The sequence below is a fragment of the Paenibacillus glycanilyticus genome, assembly GCF_030161375.1.
In the GTDB taxonomy this organism is placed as follows: domain Bacteria; phylum Bacillota; class Bacilli; order Paenibacillales; family Paenibacillaceae; genus Pristimantibacillus; species Pristimantibacillus glycanilyticus_B.
This window is the reverse complement of the sequence record NZ_BSSQ01000006.1, coordinates 24,617-47,836: the sequence shown is the minus strand read 5'-3', so window position 1 is coordinate 47,836 and position 23,220 is coordinate 24,617. Positions and strand designations below refer to the sequence as shown.

Sequence of the window (23,220 nt, the reverse complement as noted above, 5' to 3'; positions counted from 1 at the left end):
CAATGGAAGTAGGCACTTGAAATAAACCTAGTATCCAAAAAGATACCTTACGCCCTGACTGGGATTGGAGGGATTACGATGGCCGATAATTGCAAGGTTGAGACCGCTTTGGAGATTCTAGTCGGCAAATGGAAGCCCGTTATTATGTATCAGCTTTTTTCCAACGGTACCATGCGATTCAGCGAGCTTCAACGGGCGCTGCCTGATATCACGAAGAAAATGCTGACTTCCCAATTACGCGAGCTGGAATATCACGATATCATTCACCGTAAAATCTATATGCAAATTCCTCCGAAAGTTGAATATTCCATTACGGAATACGCCATGAAGATGGCTCCTCTCCTTCAAGCCATGAATGACTGGGGCGTCGCGCATCTGCAGCATCTGAACGAGCTGTACGGAGAGGATTCGGGCGAAGAAGCAGCCGGTACAACGAAATAGCTTTAAATAAAGAAAATCCCCACGCGACGTGGGGATTTTCTTTATTTAAGCTGCATTTGCTTTTTGACTGCCTACCAACAGTCTCGCGCGGGGACGATGATGGAGCAAGTAATAACCGCCCGCACAAACAAGGGTAACGATGCCAGCCACGAAGTACATCATGCGGTAATCCGTGAAGGAAGCCACCATCCCCATGAAATACGAGCCTAGCCCATAACCAAGATCGAACATGAGGAAAAAGGTTCCGTTTGCGCTGCCCCGCCGGTGCTCGGGCGATAGCTTGATCGCAAGCGTCTGGAAACAAGGCAATAAAGCGCCGTATCCAATTCCCATAATAACGCCCGCGAACAAGACCATGGCGGCGGAATGGGCCTGGCTGAGAAGGAACATGCCAACCGCAAACAAACCAACGCCGGGATAATACAAATAGTGTTCCTTATAACGGTCGAATATTTTCCCGATTAACGGCCGGAACGCCACAATCATGACCGCAAACACCATGAAGAACGTCCCCGTTACTTGCGATTGATGGATTTCATCGGTAAACGAAGCCATAAAGCTGGATAACGAGCTGTAAGCAAAAGAAAGAATAAAGCCAACGAGCGAGATCGGCAGAGCTGCCGGCTCGACAAAACGGCTGAGAACCGAGCTTTTTGCAGCTGATGTAACTGTAACGGCAGGTTCCGGTTGTTCGGCTTCGGCGGCGATTGCAACCGCAGTTTCTTTTGACCGCTTCTCACCTGGCATCCGAAGCAATGCGGCAAACACAAGAGACGCAGCGGCAATCACGCAAATGGCGAGCAGCAGCACGTTAATGTTCTTGTCTTGCCACAGGAACAGCCCAAGTGCCGGCCCTACTACCATCGCGATGCTCATAAACATCGTGTAGTAACCCATCCCCTCCCCTTGCCGGGAGGTCGGAACAATCGTTGCTGCCACCGTACTCATCGCCGTTGAAGCCACCGCATAGCTCATGCCGTGAATGAATCGGACGATAAGGAACAATATAATTCCTTTTGTCCCGAAATAACTAAGACAAGCAATCAGGAAAATAACCATCCCGATGATCGCCATTTTTCTTTTTCCGAAGCGGTCGACCCATTGGCCCGAGAACGGACGGATCAGCACGCCGCCAAGCACATAAATCGTAATGACCAGCCCCATCTGCTGCTGATTGCCATGCAAGCTATCCCTTACATACAGCGGAAAAGCCGTCGTTAAGACATAAAAGGTCAGGAACATGAAAAAACTGCTCACGCAAATGGTGACGAAATTCCGCGTCCATATTTTCTCTCTAAGCAAGGTTAACGCTCTCCCATCCCTGTTTGAAGCTTTCTATATGCTGAATCATTATAAAATTAGAAATTCATAAAGTATAATACTTATTTTATAATGAAATCATCACATGAAAGTTATATAAGGAGCTTGATCCGCGTGGAATTTCTCCAGTTAAAATATTTCCAAGCCGTCGCCCGGCATGAGCATATAACAAAAGCCGCAAAGGAGCTGAACGTCTCCCAGCCCTCGCTCAGCAACTCGATCAACCGGCTCGAGAAGCGGCTTGGCGTACCGCTTTTTGAGCGGCAGGGCCGGCATGTGAAGCTCAATGCTTTTGGCAAAACGTATCTTCGCCGCGTCGAACGCGCTTTTCTCGAGCTTGAAGAAGGCGAACGCGAAATAACCGACATGGCCGGGCTGGAGCATGGCACCGTGTCGATCTCGGTTACGCTGCCTTACGTCCTGCCAACGATGCTGAAGGAATTTCTGACGTTGCATCCGCATGTCCGGATTATTCAGCATCAGCTTGGCTCCGCCCTAGAGATTAAGAACGAGCTCGACAACGCCGAGATTGATTTCTGCATCTCCTCCACGGCCATTACCGGACCGGATATCGAGTGGCTGACGTTAGCCGAGGAAGAACTATGCCTAACGGTGCCGAAGGGGCACCGGTTCGCTTCCCGATCCAGCATCGCGCTGAGCGAAGCAGCTAACGAACCGTTTATCGCCTTAGCTTCTCATTCTAATTTCCGTAAAATCACCGATGACTTCTGCCGCAAAGCCGGGTTCGAGCCGCGTATTGCCTTCGAACTGGAGGAAGCAAGCTCGGTGCAAACTCTAGTCGAGATGGGGCTTGGCATCACCTTCGCTCTTCCGCTCTCGCTAGGCAACCGTGCCTCCAGCCCCGGCACCGTCCAGCTCAAAATCGTCGATCCCGTCTGCCGCCGGACCTTCGGCATCGCTTGGAACAAGAAGCATTACCTGTCCCAAGCAGCCGTCCACTTCCGCGAGTTCGCCACCCACTTCTTCGGGAAGCTATAGCGTGCATGGGGGAACCTAACCAATTCGAAGAGGCGGCATAATCTTCCCTGCTGTTCGTCCAAATTGCCTTCCACCCTTTAACGAAAGCGAATGTATGCGAATACATTACAGTATGAACTCCGTACTGGGAAGGGGTTGTCCCTGTGAAAATTGCAGTTGCTGTCATCCATGGGATCGGTCAGAGCAGGGAAGATTTTTACGTCGATCTGGCAAAGAAGCTGTCCGAGCACATGGCTGTCGTTAATCCGGACGTCAAGCTTTATGTTGAGGGTATTTACTGGGGGGATATAGTGAACCGGCTGGAAGCGAGGTTATGGACCCGGATTCAGGGGAAAAAGCTCCGCTGGGCCAAATGGCTGCGGCTCCGCCCATTCTTCGTGAACCAGCTGGGCGAAGCGATTGCCTACCAAGCGGTACCGCGGGAACATGATCCCACTCCCGATGATTATATTTACGATGAAATTCACCGGCGCTTCGCCTGCTGTTTGCAGCGCTTATCCGAAGATGCCGGACAAGATGCCCCGTTATGCATCATCTCTCACAGCTTAGGTTCTATCATATCGAGCAATTTCTTCTATGATCTTCAGAACGGCAAACTTACTTCCAAAGCCGCTGAGGCAATCGGGGAGAATCCATCCAAGCTGGTGCGGGGAGAGACGCTGACGCATTTCTACACGCTTGGCAGTCCGCTTGCCGTATGGGCATTGCGCTTCAAGGACTTTGGCGTGCCGATCGAAGTTCCCGCCGCGCCCTTCCAAGGGCTTGGCATCGGAGAATGGGTGAACTTCTATGATACCGATGACGTTATCGCCTATCCGATTAAGCCGTTAAATGATCGATATGAGAAGGTAGTCACCGCAGACCTTGAAGTGCAATGTCCGGGCTTCTTAAGCTGGACGCCATTTTCCCATCGCAAATATTTCGAGACGGAAGCGGTCATTACCCGGATTGTTCATTCCTTAAGCACGCTGCAGGTTTATTACGAAAAAGCCCGGCCATAAGAGGCCGGGCTTTGCTTCCGATAAGGTCATTTCTGTTATCCGCAGCATTTCTTATACTTTTTCCCGCTGCCGCAAGGGCAAGGCTCGTTCCGGCCGATTTTGGTCGACACGGCTTGCTGGGGCTTAGCGGGCACCACATTGCGAAGCGGATCGGCCGACGGGCTGCCGCCCCCTAATTCAACAGGCTTGAAGCCGGCGTTAGACCACATCCGGGTGTTGTTGTATACGTTAATGACAAGATGAACGATCATCTGCAGCTGGTCTCCGGCCGGGAGCTCAATCCCATGCTCTTCGAAGCCCATCAGAATCTCTTCGATCGGCTTAGCCATCGAGCAATGGAATTGAATCTCGGAGACGAGGTTCTGGACTAGCCCTTTATCCTCGCATAGATATTGCAGAATGTATTGCTCGAGCCCCGCCAATTGAGGCGTTTCCTCATAGTATCCATATACCGCGTACTTGAGGTACTCCTGTTTGTCCGGCACATAATACGGCTTATTGGCAACGCTAGCCAGCAGCCCGTCCAATTCCTCTTGATTGTCTTCATCGAAATAATCCGCAATCAACATGCCGCCATCCACATGCCAGCTTTGCTCCCGTCTTGCGAACATGACGCAAATCCGGATCAGTTCCGCCTCGTCCAGCCCATCCTCATTCTGCTCGTTATAAATCTTGATCAGCTGTTCAAACGAACAGACGCCATATAAGTTCATAGCGGCAAGAATGTAGGCGTTAACTTGCTGGCAGCGCTCGCGTTCCTTCAGAAGCGTTGGCAGAGCAACGTCCGCGTAGGCTGTCTTTACTTCCTCCGGCAGGACGTAATAGAGCTTGTCCTCCTCATAGAACGAGTACATCAGCCCTGCATTAATCAGGAAAAAAGTAGCCCCCGGCAGAACGGTATCATCCTGCAGATAAGGAACGGACAGAAGCTTTTGAAGCAGCTCCCATTCCTTCTCGCCCGTCATTCGCAAGGCCAGCGCTAGCTCTTCCTTATCGACGATCGCGGCTTGGACGGCATCCGCCAACTCCTGCTTCTTCATCTTCGAACGGCCTTTGATCTCGTAATTGCCGGCAAGCAGATTCAGCTTGTCTTTGGTCAGCGTTGGCAAAATCTCGGCCAGCTTGGTCTTAACTTCGCCCTTCATCGCGTTCTGAACATTCAACTTCTGCAACTCTTTTATTAATAATTCCAAACCCTCACACCATTCCTTTAATCAATGTTTGCAGATCCCTGTCGTTTATTATTGCTGTTACTACCATACACGGACAGGGGATCAAGATCAAATCCGGTCGAATTCAATCCAGTCGATCTGCATACCCGGCTTCACAAAATCGAGCTTCAGCTCATACAGCCCTGCCGGCAGTTCCACCTTCACCAGCTTCTGGCGAATCCAAGCACCTTCCGTGCCGTTCGTCTGTACAGTGGTCATAAGCTCGCCATTAATCAGCACGTTGCATGCGCTTTGCGCCCATGCAAACTCCGTTGACATCAGATGTACGGTCATCCGATAAACGCCGCCGCTTTCGACTTTCATAACCGCCGGTTCACCAGCCGTAAACACCACCTTGGCGTTATCGTCCAACGACTGCGGCCGCGTACCGGACAGATCGGCACCAGGTTCGAACCGTTCCGCCTTCTCCTCGGTTACAAGCTCTCTTCTGAATATCGGCGCTTGCATGATGAAATTACAGATGTTCATCGCGCTGCGCTGCAATTCTCCGCGGGTAAGCGTACCGTTCTCAAGCGACTCCAGCGTGTTGTCTCCCCACACGTTAGACTCTGCTCCATAGTTAGAGACGACCATATATAAATCGTTCTGGGAGCGGACCATCCAATTCGTAAATTTCCGGTCAGCCGTGCCGCCATTCACAACATCGTTCATAACGGCCCACCAGTCCGTCATGACAATACCCTTGAAGCCCCATTCGCCGCGCAGAATCGTCGTGTTCAAATCATAATTGGAAGCCGCCCAATGTCCGTTAACCGGGTTATAGGAAGTCATGATCGAATTCGCTCCGCCTTCTTTCACGGCGATCTCGAAGCCTTTCAAATAGATTTCGCGCAATGCCCGCTCCGATACAACCGCGTTGACCCGGTGGCGGTATTGCTCCTGATTATTGCAGGCAAAATGCTTCAGCGTCGCATTCGAGCCGCCCTTCATAATGCCGCGCGTGCATGCCGCCGCAAAAGCGCCGGAAACAAGCGGATCCTCCGAGAAATATTCGAAGTTCCGCCCGTTCAGCGGACTGCGGCGGATATTAAGTCCCGGTCCAAGCAAAGCGTCGATGTCGTTGCTGAGCAGCTCTTGCCCTTCCAGTACATATAACTCCTCAATCAGCTCCGTATTCCATGTTGCCGCCAGCAGCGTGCCAATCGCCACCTGCGTTGCCTTATGGCCGCTGTCCATTCGGATTCCGGACGGGCCGTCAGCCGTGCAAGCCACCGGAATGCCGTAACCAAGCAGGTTCTCGCTTACGCCGCCAAAAGCCGAAGCCGTACCCGGCGTTACCTTCGGACTCGACATCCCTTCGCCGCGGACAATCGCCGCCAGATCCTCGTCGCTGAATTGCGCGACAAAAGCTTCCATGCTTGCCTTGCCGTCCGCGACATCCTGCAGGTTATAACCTTGATTGCCGGTCTGTTCAAGCGTCACCGGCAGGTTCTGCTCGATCCGCTCGGCAAGCGAAATCTTGCGAACCGGAACTTCTGCAGCCGTTAACTCATAGGTGCCGTCTTCCTTGCGTGGTCCCGGCTTCATCCGGGAGAAGCTGATCGTTGGTGCCATCGCTTCTTCCAGCTGTTCCACAACCTGAAGCGTCTCCACCGCGTAACCGTCGTTTCCTTTGATGCTCACTTCCGTTACCTGCCGTACGCTGCTTCCCGCATAGATGCGATACATGCCCGCTTCCAGCACGTAGGCCGAAGGATAGCCCGTAACACCAGCATCGTCGTAAGAAGCCATAGCTTGAACCGGAAAACTTAACACAAGCTGCTGCGATTCGCCCGGCTGAAGCTCCTTCGTCTTGGCGAAAGCCGCCAATGCTCTCGCGGGCTTCCCAAGCTCGCCTTGCGGGGCTTCGAAATAGACTTGGACGGTTTCTTTACCCGCGTACACAGCCCCCGTATTGGTTACGGTTACGCTAAGCTCAATAACTTCCTTCCCGTTCTTGACAACGGTCTTCGCTTGCTCCGGCACTTGAGTGAAGGAAGTATAAGACAGTCCGTAACCAAATTCGAATTGTACCTTCTCCGGCGCAAACGTCTCGAAATACCGGTAACCGACATAGATATCTTCTTCATACCGGTTGTCCAGCTCATTGCCATAGTTGCGTGTCGAAGGATAATCTTCAATGGAATAAGCAATCGTATCCGTTAACTTCCCGCTTGGCGTCACATCGCCAGCCAGTACGTCGGCAATCGCGTTGCCGCCCTCCATGCCGCCCTGCCAAGCGTAGACGACCGCTGGAATCGATTTCATATCCGCTCTGTTTAACCAGCTCATATCGATAATATTGGATACGTTCAGCACAACGGCGGTTTGTTCGAATTGGGAAGCAACCTGCTTCAGCATGTCCATTTCCTCATCGGTGAGCAAATAACTGCCCGGCTTCACTGCATTATCCTGATCTTCTCCAGCGGTCCGACCGATTACGACAATCGCCTTCTCCGACTGGCTTCTTGCCTCTGCGACAAGCTCGGCCGTTAACGGCATCTCCTTCTGATGCCAAGGCTCCGCCGCCCAGCCGCCTCCGCCGTTATCGAACGGGTTTTGTTCGATCCACTTCTCGTACGCCGCAGCCAAAACTTCATTCACTTGAATGCCCGCCTTGCTGCGCATGCCGTCTAGCAGATTCGTTGTATGCGTGACGTTTACGCTGCCGCCCGATCCCGTGCCGCTGCGGTAATAATTCACTTGCGTCCGGCCAAAAATCGCCACGTTGTCGCCAGTCTGTATCGGAAGCACTTGCCCCTCGTTTTTCACAAGAACCGCGCCTTCGGCAGCTACTTTCCTGCTGAATGCCGCAAAACCTTCTAATGGAATGCCATGTGTATTCATCGCTTGGTCTCCTATTCAATATGTCCTAATGATTATCATAGCAAATTCTATATCACGAAAACATAATAAAAATACAACCGATTTCCCGGCTTTATCGCATTATTATCGATAATGACTTTCATAAAAAAGAAAAAACACATATAAATTGTGCTTTTCATAACCGTTTATGACTTATCAATGATTTGTTTAACAAAATGATGTAATACGAACCCGGCATCCGGAATAAGCTACTCACAAGAGGACTTGTCCCCCCAAAATCGTTAGAACTAACTTGCCGTCTTTACATGACCATTAATTACCAGTATTTGTTGACGATCCAATAACAATTCGGTTTTATACTAGGGTTGTGCAGCTGATCACCACTACACTACACTCGAAACAAAGAAAGGATAACGCATATGGGAATCCATACGTATTTTCAGTCGCTTACCGATCTCGAGAGAATTATCCGCTGCCCCGGAAAGTTCAAATTCCAGGAGCATAGCGTATCGTCGCATTCCTGGAAGGTCGTGCAATATGCCAAAACGTTAGCCGATATCGAAGAAAGGAACGGCGTTACCGTCGATTGGAAGAAGCTTTACGAAATTACGAGCAGCCATGACTATGGCGAAATCTTTATCGGCGACATCAAGACTCCGGTTAAGCATTACTCGCTTGAGCTTCGTTCCATGCTGCAGCAGGTAGAGGAAGGCATGGTCGCCCACTTTATCGACGAGCATATACCGGAGGAATTCCAGTCGATCTTCCGCAGACAACTCCGCGAGGGCAAAGACGATTCCGTTGAAGGACTGATCCTGGAGGTTGCGGATAAAATGGATCAGATCTACGAAGCATACTTCGAACTGCAACGTGGCAATTTGGAGAAAGAATTTATCGTCATGTACCGTTCCGCTCTGATCAAAATCAAACAAATCAACCTTCATTGCGTCGATTACTTCCTGGAGCATATCCTGCCCGATCTCGTGAGAGAAGGCTCCAAATCCCCGATTGACATCGAACAAATCACGAAAGACGCTTTAGCCGCGTAATCTTCCCTCCTTAATTAATCCAAGCATGCAAACAAGCCAGCCTCGTATAGGCTGGCTTTTATATGTTCATAGCTGGCTAAATAGCGATTCTAACCGTCTCCCCGGGTTTGATCGTAATCCTCTTCCACTGCAGATGCCCGCATGCGCCTAGCGGCAGCGCCGCTTCCTCCTCGGACTCAGCAAGCAGCTTCACCTCTGCCGGGAAAGCAGACGGGTTGGTCATTGCGAGGACTCCTTCCGTTTGCTCCAGACGGCATTCGACCTGATCGATTACCGTTACCATGCCGGTCGTCGTATTGACGTAAATACCCGGCACTTCCGCGTAAGTGAGCATTAAGGATACCTCGCACCAACAGGAATACGGAATAACCTCGCCCACGTTGCCTTGACCTTCCCAATCGCTCATATTAACCCGCTCGCTCATATAACCGGGCGGCATATCCCAGCCTTCCCATCCCCGGATCGGGCGATCTTCGCGGGATAAGTATTGCGGCAGATTCCCGGCGATCTCGCGAAGCAACTCCGCGTACCTCTTATTGCCCGTTGCCCGGTACAGCTTAAGCAGCGAGTCCCCGGACAATGTGCAGATTCCCGGCGCGCTATGCTTATTCTGTACGTTTGCGATGACCGAACCCGTTGTTTGCATTCCAAGCCGCTCGAAGGTCGACCCTGCCGGAAAGCTGAAATCATACGATACGCACCAGGTCATCGCCTGAAGCGCCGCTTCTTCCGCCATCCGTAGCCATTCGCCATCCCCGCTCGTTTCGTAGAGCACCATATAAGACTCGAGCAGAGCAAAGGCGGATTCGCTATCCGGGCTTTGCAGAATCTCTCCCGGTCCGCCGGTCGTAATGCCTTTGGTCGTAAAACGCTCGTAATAATAACGCGCGGACAGCTCGGCGCAAGCGGTGTAGCTAGGCTCATCGAAATAACGGCCGCATAAGGCGAGACCCGCCGGGGCGATGCCTCCGCCCGCCGAACCGCCGATGATGAGATCTCCGGTACCCGTATGGACCCATTGCCCGAATTGACCGTATTGGTGCCATAACCGGACGAATGCGTCGGCAAGCCTTCGCGTGCCGTCCAGCCATTCAGCCGGGATTACGAAATCCGGGCGTATCTGTTCGAGGGCAAGGAGATGCTTCATTATAAAATACAAAGCGTCCGCGCTTTTGCGCAATATATGCCATTGCTCCGGATGCTTGCGTGCCGGATCGTCGTTAAATTCATCGCCGTAAAATTCGCCTTGATAACAGACGCCATGAAAAAAGCCCGATGCCGTCTGGCTGCTGAACAAGAAATGAAGCGTAGCTATAGCGCGGCTTATGGACAATTCGCTGCCCTCAAGTAGCAAAGCAAGACTAGACATGCCTCCCCCGACCCAGCCAACCTGCCAGTCCTGATGCTTCATATCGATCGTGCCAACCGCGTAATAACCAAGCTCCGCGTTCCAGTTCATCTCGTTATATTTACGCTCCTGAGTCCCCCACGCCGCGGAGAACGGCAGGCTTTGCGCCAACTCTGCCGCAGACTGCCCCTGCTGCCGGACAGCCGCAAACTTATCGAATAAAGCTTGAATGCTGGGACAGGAGAAGCGGTAGATTCGGCAACGGATGGTGACCGTTTCTCCTGCCGTGAAATCATGCCCTCTATCCGTGCTTGGTACTTTTGTCGTTGCCATCTCGTATTTCGCGGACGGGCGGACTCCCGGCGCCTGGAAGGAAATTCGAACAAAGCTCCGATCAACGCTCTCCTCTACATGGATCGAATTGTCTCCTAACGCTGTCCCTTGTTCCGTAATAAAGAGCCAGCCGGTATTGGATTCCTTGTCCATTATTCCTACAGCGGGCGTAGCCGCGTCGCCGGTCAGGAGGTGGATCGCAGACGTTTCCCCGGCTCGGTCTGCCAACCGGGGAACATCCGTAATCAGGTTTGGCACGTTCGGGCCATGGTCGTCAATTCTTGACCAGCAGGGAGCATAGGACAACTCCCGTACTTCAAACCGGTTCCCCGCGTAAACAGCACCGGGTATCAGCACATAATTGCGTTCCGACCAGCCGCTCGATAGAAACGAGACCGCAACGGCCGACTCTTCCGAGGCGCCTAGTGATTGAAATTGCACCGTCAGCCGCTGACCCTCCGGATCGTCGATATCGCCTTCGGTTCTTAATCCCGCTATCCAATTCCGATTGCCGGAACGTTCCCTCTCATCTTCAAAAGGAATATCAACCGATTCGCGTATGGTGCTGCCTTTATATTGTGTTACGCTGCCCGCATAAGTGAACGTTAACGTCATGAAATCATGCACCCCTTCCCCATAGCCGATTATGGCTTGAGGGTACGTTAACATGCGCCAGGCAGGCCGGTAAATTGTGAATTAAGCGAATCACTGTACAAATTCATAATAGCCGCAACAAAAAAACCGGCCTGCGTGGCCGGTTTCCTTTGACATCGCTTATAGCACGCCAATCGCAATCAGTATCCAGCCGACCATAAAGGACAGTCCGCCAAGCGGCGTAACCGGACCAAGCAGACGTACTCTTTTGAGACTTAATACATACAAACTGCCGGAGAACAACACGATTCCCACCAGCAGAAGCCAGCCGCCCGTCACGATAATGCCGGCATCCGGATAACGGTCAGCCAACAGGCCAACTCCAATTAGACCTAACGCATGGATAATGTGGTACTGTACGCCCGTCTCATACACTTTCAGCTTGTCCGGCTCAATCTTGCTCTTGAGCGCATGCGCGCCAAACGCGCCGATCGCAACCGCAATGGCCATCAGAATGCTTCCAAGCACAACAAAAGTCTGCATCTTCTTCCCTCTTCTCTCCTAGTCTTTTCTCTAGCATATCATGATCCACAGCATTTTCCGATTGATTTACGGATGATACGGTAGTATTGTAGATGGTTGGAATAGCATCAGGAGGCTTCTATCATCATGAAATGGCTACAATCCACGACGGCGGAGTGGAAGGGCTGGTCCCGGAACATCCGTCTCTTCTTTCTGTCGAACATGTTATATCAATTCGGTACTGGCTTGTTCTCTGTCCTTTATAATCTGTATATTCACGAGCTCGGCTACCCCGACGCCATGAGCGGCACGGTTGTCAGCATGCAGGCTCTTGCGACGGCGATCTGCTTCATACCTATCGGACTGTTTGGCGACCGTACCAGCCGCAAGAGGCTGCTCGTCATCGGAGCCTTATTTAGCGGTATTGTGTTAGCCGGTCGTTCGTTATTCGAATCCGAAAGCAGCTTGGTCGCGATGGCGCTTATGACGGGCATCTTCGCCACCGTGTTCCAAGTGCTAGCCATCCCGTTTCTGGCCGATAATGTGGACAAGGCCGATCGGCTGCGCATCTTCAGCATCTACTCGGCGTTTGTGCTTGCTGCCCAAGTGGCCGGCAGTCTGAGCGGCGGCGTCATCTCTGACGTGCTGCAGGATGCGGGCGTAAGCGAGCTGATCTCCTTTAAGATCGTATTGCTCGCCGGAAGCTTCGCTACCATCATGGCATTTGTGCCGTTGCAAGCGATGCGTGAGACGAAACGGGCGAGCCGAGCGGATAAAGCCGCCATCAGCGCTGCTGCAGCATCTGTTGAGGCTGCGCCTCAGCCCGTACTCGCAAGCAAGGAATTTCGTTTCCTTGCCGCCTTTGGAGCGGTGGAGCTGCTGATCGGAATCGGTTCGGGGCTCGTCATTCCTTACTTGAATTTGTACTTTACGAACCGTTTTGAGACTTCGCTTAGCGGCATGAGTTTCCTTCTCGCATTAGGTCAAGTGATGACCATCTTTTCGATGCTGATTGGGCCGTCGCTTGCCAGCCGGGTCGGGCAGGTGAAGGCAATCGTTATTTTCCAGACGTTGTCGCTACCGTTCCTGCTTATTACCGGCTTCACCAACATGCTGCTAGTCGCCTCGATCAGCTTTTTATTCCGGCAGGCACTCATGAACGCGGCGAACCCGCTTCTATCCGCAACGCTGATGAACCGGGTCTCCGCCCGCAATCAAAGCCTCGCCAACTCGGTCATGCAGACCGCCTTTATGCTCGGTTGGGCCACCATGGGGCCCGTGCAGTCGGGGATCATCTCCACCCACGGCTACTACTGGGGCTATGCCATTACGTTCAGCGTCACGGGCGTCTTGTACGTCACCGCTTCTCTGCTTTTCTACTTGCTATTTCGGGAGAAAAAGCAGCAACCTAGTTAGAAATGAGCCCATCTCGTCACGTTAGCGTGAGAGGTGGGCTTTATTTTTCCCGAAATGTTAAATAAGTACAGTAAGTCATTTAGTTCTTGTAGTAACTCCAAAATTAATACGGGCTATAATCTCTCTAGGAAAGGAGGGACCTCTCAACACGCAACGTTTTGTAAGCGCTTAATAAAATACTTTTTCGAAGGGGAATGCCATACATGAGTAGATCCTTGAAAAAAATTGTCTCCATCCTGCTCGCTGCAGCGCTGCTGATTCCGATAGGCAGGCTCGCGCCGGTAGTGGAAGCGGCGACTACCGAATCAACCGTATACCATGAAGACTTTGCAACGGACCAAGGGAAAGCCATTCAATCCGGCGGTGCTCATCTGAACCAAGTTGCAGACAAAGTATTTGACGGCAATCCAGACGGAAAAGCTTTGTACATAAGCAACCGCGCAAATACATGGGATGCGGCTGATTTCAAATTCGCCGACATAGGGCTCGAGAACGGTAAAACCTATACCGTAACGGTCAAAGGCTACGTAGACGCGGAGGCGACCGTGCCATCCGGCGCACAGGCTTTTCTTCAAGCTGTAGACAGCAGCCACTACGGGTTCTTGGCAAGCGCTGATTTCGCAGCGGGAGCAGCTTTTACGCTAACCAAAGAATTCACGGTTGATACTTCCGTCAGCACGCAATTGCGCGTCCAATCCAGTGAGGAAGGCAAAACCGTGCCCTTCTACATCGGAGATATCATTATTACAGCAAAACAAACCGCAACCATTAATACCGTTTACCACGAAGACTTTGCAACGGATAAAGGAAAAGCGGTACAATCCGGCGGCGCTAACCTGGCCCAGGTTGCAGACAAAGCAGTCGATGGCAATCAAGACGGAAAAGCCTTGTACGTAAGCAACCGAGCAAACACTTGGGATGCGGCCGACTTCAAATTTGCCGACATCGGGCTCGAGAACGGCAAAACCTATACCGCAACGGTCACAGGCTACGTGGACGAGGACGCGGCCGTACCGTCCGGCGCACAAGCTTTTCTTCAAGCTGTAGACAGCAGCCACTACGGGTTCTTGGCAAGCGCTAACCTCGCCGCAGGGGCGGCTTTTACGCTGACCAAAGAATTTACGGTTGATACTTCCGTCAGCACGCAATTGCGCGTCCAATCCAGCGAGGAAGGCAAAACGGTTCCCTTCTACATCGGAGATATTCTGATTACGGAGACCGTAACGGGAGGCGGCGAAGAAGAACCTGCTAGACCGCCAGCCCTGCCTTTCAACACCATTACGTTCGAAGATCAGACAACCGGAGGATTTGCGGGCCGTGCTGGCACCGAGACTCTTACGGTTACGGACGAAGCCAATCATACAACAGACGGTTCCTACGCCTTGAAGGTAGCAGGCCGGACAACAACCTGGCATGGTCCTTCCTTGCGCGTAGAGAAATACGTCGACAAGGGCTACGAGTATAAAGTAACCGCTTGGGTGAAGCTGCTCTCTCCTTCAACAAGCACCAAGCTCGAGCTTGCCTCCCAGGTCGGCGATGGAAGCAGCGCTAACTACCCAAGCCTTGCAAGCCAAACGATTACCGAGGCAGACGGCTGGGTTCAGCTCCAAGGCACCTACCGCTATAACAGCGTAGGCGGCGAATATTTGACTATTTACGTGCAAAGCTCCGACGCTACGGCATCCTACTATATTGATGACATCAGCTTTGAGAGCACCGGCTCGGGTCCTGTTGGGATCCAGAAGGATCTTGCTCCTATCAAAAACATATACGCTAACGACTTCCTAATCGGCAATGCCATTTCTGCTGAAGATCTTGAAGGAACACGCCTTGAGCTGCTGAAGATGCATCATAATGTCGTCACGGCCGGCAACGCCATGAAACCGGATGCGTTGCAGCCTACGAAAGGCAACTTCACCTTCGCCGCGGCGGACGCAATGGTCGACAAAGTACGGGCAGAAGGCATGCAAGTACACGGACACGTACTCGTCTGGCACCAGCAGTCGCCGGCATGGCTGAATACAACTACAGACGCTTCCAAAAATACGGTTCCGTTAGACCGCGCAACCGCGCTGGATAACCTGAAAACCCATATCACAACCGTCATGGAGCATTTCGGCAACAAAGTGATCTCCTGGGACGTTGTGAACGAAGCGATGAACGACAATCCGTCTAACCCTTCGGATTACAAAGCTTCCTTGCGCCAGACGCCTTGGTACCAAGCCATTGGTTCGGATTATGTTGAGCAAGCGTTCCTTGCTGCAAGAGAAGTTCTCGACGATCATCCGGAATGGGATATTAAGCTCTACTACAACGACTACAACGAAGACAATCAGAACAAAGCAACCGCCATTTACAACATGGTCAAAGACATCAACGACCGTTACGCGGCAGCCCATAACGGCAAGAAGCTGATCGACGGCGTTGGCATGCAAGGCCATTACAACATCAACACGAACCCGGACAACGTGAAGCTGTCCCTGGAGAAATTCATTTCGCTTAACGTTGAAGTAAGCGTCAGCGAGCTTGACGTTACCGCCGGCAGCAACTACTCGCTCCCTGAGAATCTCGCTACTGCGCAAGCTTATCTGTATGCGCAGCTGTTCAAGCTGTACAAAGAACACGCCGACCATATCGCGCGCGTAACCTTCTGGGGCCTTGATGACAATACAAGCTGGAGAGCCGAGAACAACCCGCTCCTGTTCGATAAGAACCTGCAGGCTAAACCGGCTTACAAGGCCGTTATTGAACCAGACAAATACTTGGCGGACAATGCTCCTAAACCTAAAGATGCCAGCCAGGCAACAGCCCCATACGGGACCCCTATTATTGACGGAACAGTAGACTCCGCATGGAGCAATGCGCAGGAAATGCCAATAAAACGTTACCAGATGGCATGGCAAGGCGCTACGGGTACAGCCAAAGCTATATGGGATGACCAGAACCTGTACGTGCTTGTTCAAGTCAGCGATACTCAGCTCAATAAAGCAAACGCAAATGCATGGGAACAGGATTCCGTTGAGATCTTCCTGGACCAGAACAACGCAAAGAAATCGTACTATCAAAGCGATGACGGACAATACCGGATTAACTTCGACAACCAGACTTCATTCAGCTCGGCAAGCATTGCTACCGGTTTTGAGTCCCAAACGAAAAAATCCGGAACCAGTTATACCGTTGAAGTAAAAATTCCGCTGACGGCCGTGACGCCGGCCAATCAGATGAAGCTCGGCTTCGACGTCCAAATCAATGACGCAACAGACGGTGCGCGTACCAGCGTGGCGGCATGGAACGATACAACCGGCTCCGGCTATCAAGACACCTCCGTTTTCGGAGAGCTTACGCTGACCGGCAAACCGACTGGCACAAGCGGCACAACCGCGCAAACGGATGTTGTTGTGAAGAACTCCGACGGCTCCGTGTCCATCAAACCCGAAGTTACCACAACAAGCGGCAATGCTGTTGGCACCATTACAAACGAGAACCTGAAAAAAGCGCTGGAGCAAGCCCCTTCAGCAAGCGGCAAAAAACAAATCGGCATTGACGTGCCTTTGCAGGCAAATGCGGTTACTTACGCCGTCCAGCTGCCGACGCAAAGCCTGAAAAGCCAAGACAGCTACGCGCTGACAGCAAAAATCGCTAACGCCTTTATCCAACTGCCAAGCAACATGTTGGCTAACACCAACGTTACGGCAGATCAAGTATCCATTCGCGTAGCCAAAGCCAACTTAGACCATGTAGACGCGGCAACCCGCGAGTTGATCGGCAACCGTCCGGTTATTGACTTAAGCCTTGTTGCAGGCGGCAATGTCATTCCTTGGAACAACCCTGCCGCGCCTGTAACCGTCGCTATTCCTTACGCACCAACAGCGGCGGAACTCCAGCATCCGGAGCATATCGTCATCTGGTATATCGACGGCAGCGGCAAGGCCGTACCGGTACCTAACAGCCATTATGACGCGGCTCTAGGAGCAGTTGTGTTCCAAACGACGCATTTCAGCACTTACGCAGCCGTATCCGTGTTTAAAACATTTGGCGACCTTGCGACAGTGCCTTGGGCCAAAGAAGCAATTGACGCTATGGCTTCCCGAGGCGTGATCCAAGGAACTAGCGAGAACAAGTTCTCCCCTGCCGCTTCGATCAAGCGGGCAGACTTCATCGCTCTTCTCGTCAGAGCGCTTGAATTGCAGGGTACCGGCACCGATTCTGCCATGTTCAGCGATGTCCCTGCCGACGCGTATTACTACAAAGAACTGGCTATTGCGAAGCAGCTTGGCATCGCAACCGGCTTTGCAGACCATACCTTCAAGCCGAATAGCAGCATCTCCCGACAAGACATGATGGTAGTAACGACCCGTGCTTTGGCCGTGCTCGGCAAGCAGCTTCCTGCAGGCGGCTCCCTTAACGCGTTCTCCGACGCGGCAAACGTAGCCGTTTATGCGAAGGAAAGCGTAGCCGCGCTTGTCAAAGCAGGCGTGGTCACCGGCAGCGGCAACAAGCTTGCGCCTAAAGACCAGCTGACCCGCGCGGAAGCAGCCGTCATCCTGTACCGCATCTGGAAGCTGCAATAAAAAAAGAGGTGCCCCATCGTCATTTTTCATGACTTTGGGGCACCCCTTTTCCGTTAAGGCCCTGAGGGCCCTTATGCATCCGATTGCAGCTTACTTCTTCCAGCTTGCGATCAGCGCTTCGGCATCCGCATTTAATACGGCTTTCGCATGATCCGATACGTTTTTCTTATCTGCCTTATTCAGCTGCTTCACAAAGTCCTGCATCTGCTTAACCGCCTGATCGCGATGTCCTTTGTCCAAGTGATGCTGAGCTTGCTTCAAGCTAGCCGACAGCTGCGCCGACAGCGATTTGCTCACTTCTCCCGAAGCCCGGTACCGGTCAACCAGCTTGCCCATGCTTCCGATACTCGTCTTCACTTCAACGGTGATCGTCTTCTTCAGCTTGTTCCCCGCTGCGTCATCGACGGCTATAACAATTGCCTTCTTGCCCAACTGGCCGGCGAGTTCAACATAAAGTTTATTCCCGTTGTAGGTTTTGCCGTCAACCGTCACGCTCGCGGATTGGATCGCCGTCTTGCCGTCGCCTGCTTGGAAGCGCAGGTAAGCATCATCTGTCAGTACCGCGCCATCCTTGAGATTAACCCCATTAACCGTTAAGGAATATACGGGGACAGCCGGAATGGCAACGGTAATTCCCTTGGATTGATTACCCGACTTATCCGCCGCGCTGATTACAAGCTTATAGCTTTGATCCGTCTCCATGCCGGCAAACACGGCTTTTTGAATTCCGCGATGTACCTTCTGCACTTCCCCGACTTGCTGGCCGTTACGAAGCAGCTTCAGAAGGACAACATCCCCATCCACCGCGTATGGGCCGTCCCATTGCACGTTCAACTGGTCATTAACGCGGTTAAATTGAACGTTCTCCACCTCTCCCGGCGCTACCCCGTCATCAACCGGATCAGGCCGTAGCGTTGGTGCCGTAAAGACAGACGCATCGCCAAACGTGAATTTGTCCAAGTTATACAGGTAGTCATTGCCCTTGAGCAGCAGATACACCAGGTGCTTGCCCGTTACTTCGGCCTTCATCTCGCCGTCAAATACTTGGAACGTTTGCCAGCCGCCCGTGCCGCTTACTTCGGCCGTTGCGATGACGGGTCCGTTAATGCCGTCAATACGGGCTTCAACCGTTCCGCCGCTTGTATCGCTGGCCGCCTGCACATGGAACTGAGCCTTGCTAACATCTCCAAAATCAACATAGTTGTACATCGCATAAGGGTTATTCGGACCGTATATGCCCGCCAGATACGTCTGATTGCCGCCATTTTCGGTACCGACGTTTACGCTGTTCGTGAAGTTTTCGGCCTCCAGCTTGCCGTAGGCATCTCTAGCCGTACCTTTGATCGTCGAGAAGGTAAACCAGTCGAGATTGCAAGGATAGTCGCTGCCGTCCTTCCCATGGAAAATGAGATATACGTCGTGTACGCCAACTGCTAACGAATCGTCCAGGATCGAGGTTACATCCACCCAATTGCTCCAGCTGCCAAGCGCGGGAATGTCGATGACTCCCGCCGTTGGACCGTCCGGAGAATCCAGCTTCACTTCAACGGTGCCGCCTTGACTGCCGCTTGCGGCATGCAGCGTAATGCCTGCAGCTCCGGAGCCAAAATCAATCCCTTCGTACGATGCAAACGCATTATTCTTAATGCCGTCAACGAATTGTCCGGTAGAGTTGATACTTAGTCCGTCGCTGTCCACGAAATGCTCCGCCTGCAACTTCGCATAAGCATCCGTCCGGGTTGGATCCGTCTTCGTGAATTTGAACCAGTTCAGATTGAACAAATACGCATCGTTTGTTTTCTTAAACACCAGATACACATCGTGTACGCCCGTCACATGGCTGGTCTGCCCCTCATCGTTTTTCAGCGGCGTAACCGCATCGATAAAGTTGTTCCATCCTCCGGTTCCTTCCACGTTTAACGTCCCTACCTTCGGTCCGTCTAGAGCATCTAGCCTAATCTCGATTTGGCCGCCGCCGGTTCCGCTGGATGCACGCGCAATGAAACCGCTTGCACCGTCTCCCGAGCCAAAATCAACATTTTTATAAGCGGCATAATTCCCGTCCTGCACGCCGCCCAGCTGAAGGGAACCTTCGATGCTGCCCTCCATGCCCGGACCATTAACGATATTAAAGCTTTCCGCTTCCATCTTGTTATACGGATCTTTGACCGCATAATCCAGCTGATCTGCATCTTGCGGCTTAAGTGACGTTAAAGCCTGAACGGCTGCCGCAGAGCTCCACGATTCAAACGTGCCGGACAGCTGTTGTCCCGCCCAGTTGCTGTCGACGAGATTGTCCGAGTTCCTGTTGTTCCATGCCATATCTGCGTTAAAGGCCAGCCATTTATTAAAGCTCTCGGCAAACGTTTTGTACTTGCTCTCGCTGCTCGCGCCTACCGCTTGCTGAAGATAACCGAGGTTGCGGACAAGAATCGTTTTGCCGCCTTTCAAGTCTCCGTTTGGACCTTCGTAACGCAGAAGCCCGTTTGCATCAACCAGCTGCTCCTTCGTAAAGGTAGCTCCCTTGAGCGCATCGTCCAAATAAACCTTGTCGCCCGTAAGCTGATAGAGACCTACGGCTGCCCCAATAAAAGTGCCTTGATTATAGTGGGTCGCGCCTTGAATCGGGCCGTTTTGCGTCTCGATCCGGTCGAACACTTTGCCGTTGCCGTCCGTCAGCATCGTTTTGCTCCAGCGATAAATCTTGGTTGCCGCATCCAGATAACGCTCGTTATGAGTGGCGTTGTACAGGAATACCGCAGCTTCGGCTGCTGGGAAGTTGATGCAGGCGTTTTTTGTCGTACGGTCATCGCTCTTCCACCAAATGCCGCCTCCGGCAAACTCGTCATCCCACTGCGTATCGTAGACGTAGTTGAAATAATATTCCGCTTTCTCGAGGTATTTCGCGTCTTTCGTAATCTGGTAAGCTCTCGTGCTGGCCATCGCCCACCACATAATATCATCGTTAAACGTGTTGTTCGTCCAGTCTGGACCGTACTTCTCGACAGCACCGTCAAATACATCATTAATTTGCGCGCGCAGCTTCGCCTTTAACTCCGAATCGGTAGCATTCTGATAAGAATCCATAACGAGCTCCCAGAGTTCGGCTTCCACCCAGAAATCCTGATAGCCGTCATGCTTGGAGGTTTTCCAGAAATATTTCGCGCTCGCATCCCAGAAAGCATTGTTGTAGGCTTCCATCGCCGTCTTGGCATCCGCCGCCTCAAAAGCATGGGCGCGAGGTGTTGCGTTTGGCAACAAGGGACTAATCGAGAGTGCAAGAGCAATTGGCAACACGATAAGCTTTGACCTTTTTTTCATTCTACTGGCCACGTACATCCCTCCTGAAATATATGGTTATGGGCAAAAAGAAAAGCCGATTCGCATGCGGGTATACGATCGGCTTCAGTCACCTATTACTATAATTTCAAGTTAGTATAAGGTCAATATATCATAAGTCTAATATAATCGACAAAACCTCCGACTAATGGAATATTAATATAACATGTTATACCAATTAAATTGTAAAAAGCGATTACCAGCGGATTCGTCGAATAATAGCCGCCATTTCATCCCGCTGCCCGTCAGCAATCGGCCATTGCTCCATTTCGCTCAATAGGCGCTCGAGGTTCAGGAACCCTTTTGCTACGCCGTTCAGTCGAGCCACTAAAGTGGAGCGCTCCATCTCCTCATCGGACGGATAGAGCCGTCTCAGCTGATCGACGGCATTCGGGAATCTCTTCAAATAATATTTCTGATGCCTTCCTTCTGCCGGGTAAAAGGTCTTAAGCTGCGCTAGTTCCGTATCAAGCGGCCCTTTGTCTTGCTCAATCCGGCTTTTGATGCCGCGGAAAAGCTCCCCCTGCTCCGCGTCCCGATAGAGCAGCAGCGACTGATATTGCCTGTCCTTATATCCGTTAATGTTGTAGGGATTATGGTTATTCCAGAACGTCTCCAGCAACTCGTCATAGGTAACGATAGCAGCATCAAATGCCAGCTCGACCGTCTCGGTATGGTCGCTCATGTTGCGGTAGACCGGCTCCGCCGTTGTTCCTCCTGCAAATCCGACGCGCGTGCGAATGACGCCGGGCATGGCGCCAAATAAAGCTTCCGGGCTCCAATAACAGCCCATGCCAAGCGTGATGGTGATTAGATCCGTCATGCGACAGCCTCCTTCCAACCTCTGTTCCAATTCGTTATATTATAATTTCCGTAAACAGTTTATCTCAAGCAGGAACGGTTACCCTTATAGAAGAACAAGTAGGATAGTCTACATTTTGGGAGGTTATTATGGGAAAAGTCGTTCATTTCGAGATTCATGTCGATGACATGGAGCGTGCCAAAAAGTTCTACGGCGAGGCATTTGACTGGACGTTTGAGGATTGGAGCGAATATGCGGGTATGCCCTATCTAGGGGCAACAACGGGCGACGCCGACGCGATGGGGATTAACGGCGCTTTGATGAAACGCATGGGTCCTCCTCCGCAGCCGGGTCAGCCGGTGAACGGCTCTGTCTGTACGATTGGCGTAGGAGACTACGATGCGACCGAGGCCAAAATTCTTAGTTTGGGCGGCCAGGTAGCCCTTCCGAAATACGCGTTACCGGGCATGGCATGGCAAGGTTATTACATCGATACCGAAAACAATGTAATCGGTATTCATCAGCCGGACGAGAACGCGAAATAATCCTTTTTAAAGAAACAGGGGCTGTCCCACCGTCATTTGTAATGACCGAGCGGACAGCCCCTTATCCAACATAAGCCTATCAGCCCCCATAAGGAGGAGATGATGTTAATTCAACCAAGTCACGCCTCGGTCCTGCAGGACTTCGTCCCATCCGGTAGGAGGCTCGCTATTGGACACGACGTAATCCACGTCGGATAGATCTGCGATTTTGGCAACGGTACGTTTGCCGATCTTGGAAGAATCCGCGACAACGATGGTCGACTGCGAGCATTGGATCAGCTTGCGGGTGAACAACGCGCGTTCGTAATCGAAGCCCGTAAGTCCATTCTCGAGCGATACGCCGTCTACGGAAACAAACGATTTGTTCACGTAGAAGTCCTCCATCATTTTCTCGGAGATTGGACCCGATACCCGAAGATGCTTCGGATTCACTTCTCCTCCGATGAAGATTGTTCTGCCGTCGTATACGCCATTCTTCTGGTAGTCCAGAAGGAGCGTTAGCGTTGGAATTGAGCAGACCAGAATCGTCAGGTTATGCTTGTCCTCCAGATGATGAATGATCTGCATGGCCGTACTACCCTCATCGATAACCAGCACGTCATTATCCTCGATCAAGCTAGCGGCAAGCACCCCGATGGCCCGCTTCTCTTCGGCATGAATGATTTCACGTTCATTGTAAGCCGGTTCAATCTCGGCTTTTAGCCTTACCGCTCCGCCGTATACTTTCTTAAGCTTATTATCTTTCTCCAGCTCATCCAGATCGCGACGGATCGTCTCCGTTGTTACCTCGAACTGCTGCGCCAGATCGTTCACATTCACTTTGCCTTTCATGCCAAGCATCTCGAGGATGCGTTTGCGTCTCTCTTCACCTGCCAAAGACATGGTGTCTCTCCCCTTTAATCA

At 52.0% G+C, this 23,220-nt stretch carries 14 protein-coding genes and 1 pseudogene; 7 read left to right on the top strand and 8 right to left on the bottom strand.

The genetic code is table 11. The features are described from left to right. The first annotated feature begins 78 nt into the window (after positions 1-78). On the top strand, positions 79-441 hold the full coding sequence (locus QQK89_RS07675; protein WP_284237936.1) for a winged helix-turn-helix transcriptional regulator: 363 nt from the start codon (positions 79-81) through the stop codon (positions 439-441). A gap of 45 nt (positions 442-486) precedes the next feature. Here QQK89_RS07675 and QQK89_RS07670 read toward each other — a convergent pair. Beyond that, positions 487-1,746, bottom strand: a pseudogene (locus tag QQK89_RS07670) (MFS transporter); the annotation flags it as partial. Between the two features lie 129 nt (positions 1,747-1,875). On the opposite strand from QQK89_RS07670, the gene QQK89_RS07665 reads away from it, so the two are divergent. Further along, positions 1,876-2,760: a LysR family transcriptional regulator gene (locus tag QQK89_RS07665; RefSeq protein WP_284237933.1), complete on the top strand. Its 885-nt coding sequence runs from the start codon at positions 1,876-1,878 to the stop codon at positions 2,758-2,760. A 143-nt stretch (positions 2,761-2,903) separates the two neighbouring features. After that, positions 2,904-3,761 carry a chemotaxis protein gene (locus QQK89_RS07660; protein ID WP_284237932.1) on the top strand — a complete coding sequence of 286 codons (858 nt, stop codon included), beginning with the start codon at positions 2,904-2,906 and terminating at the stop codon, positions 3,759-3,761. A gap of 35 nt (positions 3,762-3,796) precedes the next feature. Here QQK89_RS07660 and QQK89_RS07655 read toward each other — a convergent pair whose 3' ends face one another. Further along, positions 3,797-4,924 (bottom strand): YecA family protein, encoded by a 1,128-nt coding sequence (locus QQK89_RS07655; protein ID WP_284237931.1) that lies wholly within the window; start codon positions 4,922-4,924, stop codon positions 3,797-3,799. 117 nt (positions 4,925-5,041) lie between these two features. Then, complete coding sequence (locus QQK89_RS07650) at positions 5,042-7,819, bottom strand: glycoside hydrolase family 3 C-terminal domain-containing protein (protein ID WP_284237930.1); 2,778 nt, start codon at positions 7,817-7,819, stop codon at positions 5,042-5,044. A gap of 398 nt (positions 7,820-8,217) precedes the next feature. On the opposite strand from QQK89_RS07650, the gene QQK89_RS07645 reads away from it, so the two are divergent. Further along, positions 8,218-8,847, top strand: coding sequence for an HD domain-containing protein (locus QQK89_RS07645; protein WP_284237929.1), 630 nt, complete (start codon positions 8,218-8,220; stop codon positions 8,845-8,847). A 76-nt stretch (positions 8,848-8,923) separates the two neighbouring features. Here the strand turns inward: QQK89_RS07645 and QQK89_RS07640 are convergent, their stop codons facing one another. Together QQK89_RS07640 and QQK89_RS07635 are read right to left on the bottom strand one after the other, a co-directional pair. Then, entirely contained in the window at positions 8,924-11,143 is a 2,220-nt protein-coding gene (locus QQK89_RS07640; protein WP_284237928.1) for a hypothetical protein, read from the bottom strand. A 159-nt stretch (positions 11,144-11,302) separates the two neighbouring features. Further along, complete coding sequence (locus tag QQK89_RS07635; protein WP_284237927.1) at positions 11,303-11,665, bottom strand: DUF423 domain-containing protein; 363 nt, start codon at positions 11,663-11,665, stop codon at positions 11,303-11,305. 126 nt (positions 11,666-11,791) lie between these two features. Here QQK89_RS07635 and QQK89_RS07630 point away from each other — a divergent pair, with 126 nt between their 5' ends. Together QQK89_RS07630 and QQK89_RS07625 are read left to right on the top strand one after the other, a co-directional pair. Then, positions 11,792-13,060 (top strand): MFS transporter, encoded by a 1,269-nt coding sequence (locus QQK89_RS07630; RefSeq protein ID WP_284237925.1) that lies wholly within the window; start codon positions 11,792-11,794, stop codon positions 13,058-13,060. Between the two features lie 203 nt (positions 13,061-13,263). After that, positions 13,264-17,631, top strand: a complete 4,368-nt coding sequence (locus QQK89_RS07625; protein WP_284237923.1) for an endo-1,4-beta-xylanase — start codon at positions 13,264-13,266, stop codon at positions 17,629-17,631. Between the two features lie 90 nt (positions 17,632-17,721). On the opposite strand, the gene QQK89_RS07620 is transcribed toward QQK89_RS07625, so the two are convergent. Then, positions 17,722-20,964: a carbohydrate-binding protein gene (locus QQK89_RS07620; RefSeq protein ID WP_434481633.1), complete on the bottom strand. Its 3,243-nt coding sequence runs from the start codon at positions 20,962-20,964 to the stop codon at positions 17,722-17,724. Positions 20,965-21,166: 202 nt separating this feature from the next. Beyond that, complete coding sequence (locus QQK89_RS07615) at positions 21,167-21,793, bottom strand: peptide-methionine (S)-S-oxide reductase MsrA (RefSeq protein WP_284237921.1); 627 nt, start codon at positions 21,791-21,793, stop codon at positions 21,167-21,169. Positions 21,794-21,921: 128 nt separating this feature from the next. Here QQK89_RS07615 and QQK89_RS07610 point away from each other — a divergent pair, with 128 nt between their 5' ends. Then, positions 21,922-22,317 (top strand): VOC family protein, encoded by a 396-nt coding sequence (locus tag QQK89_RS07610; RefSeq protein WP_284237920.1) that lies wholly within the window; start codon positions 21,922-21,924, stop codon positions 22,315-22,317. Between the two features lie 105 nt (positions 22,318-22,422). Here the strand turns inward: QQK89_RS07610 and QQK89_RS07605 are convergent, their stop codons facing one another. Beyond that, a complete protein-coding gene (locus QQK89_RS07605) occupies positions 22,423-23,199 on the bottom strand; it encodes a DeoR/GlpR family DNA-binding transcription regulator (protein WP_284237918.1) in 777 nt (258 codons plus the stop codon). Between the last annotated feature and the right edge of the window lie 21 nt (positions 23,200-23,220).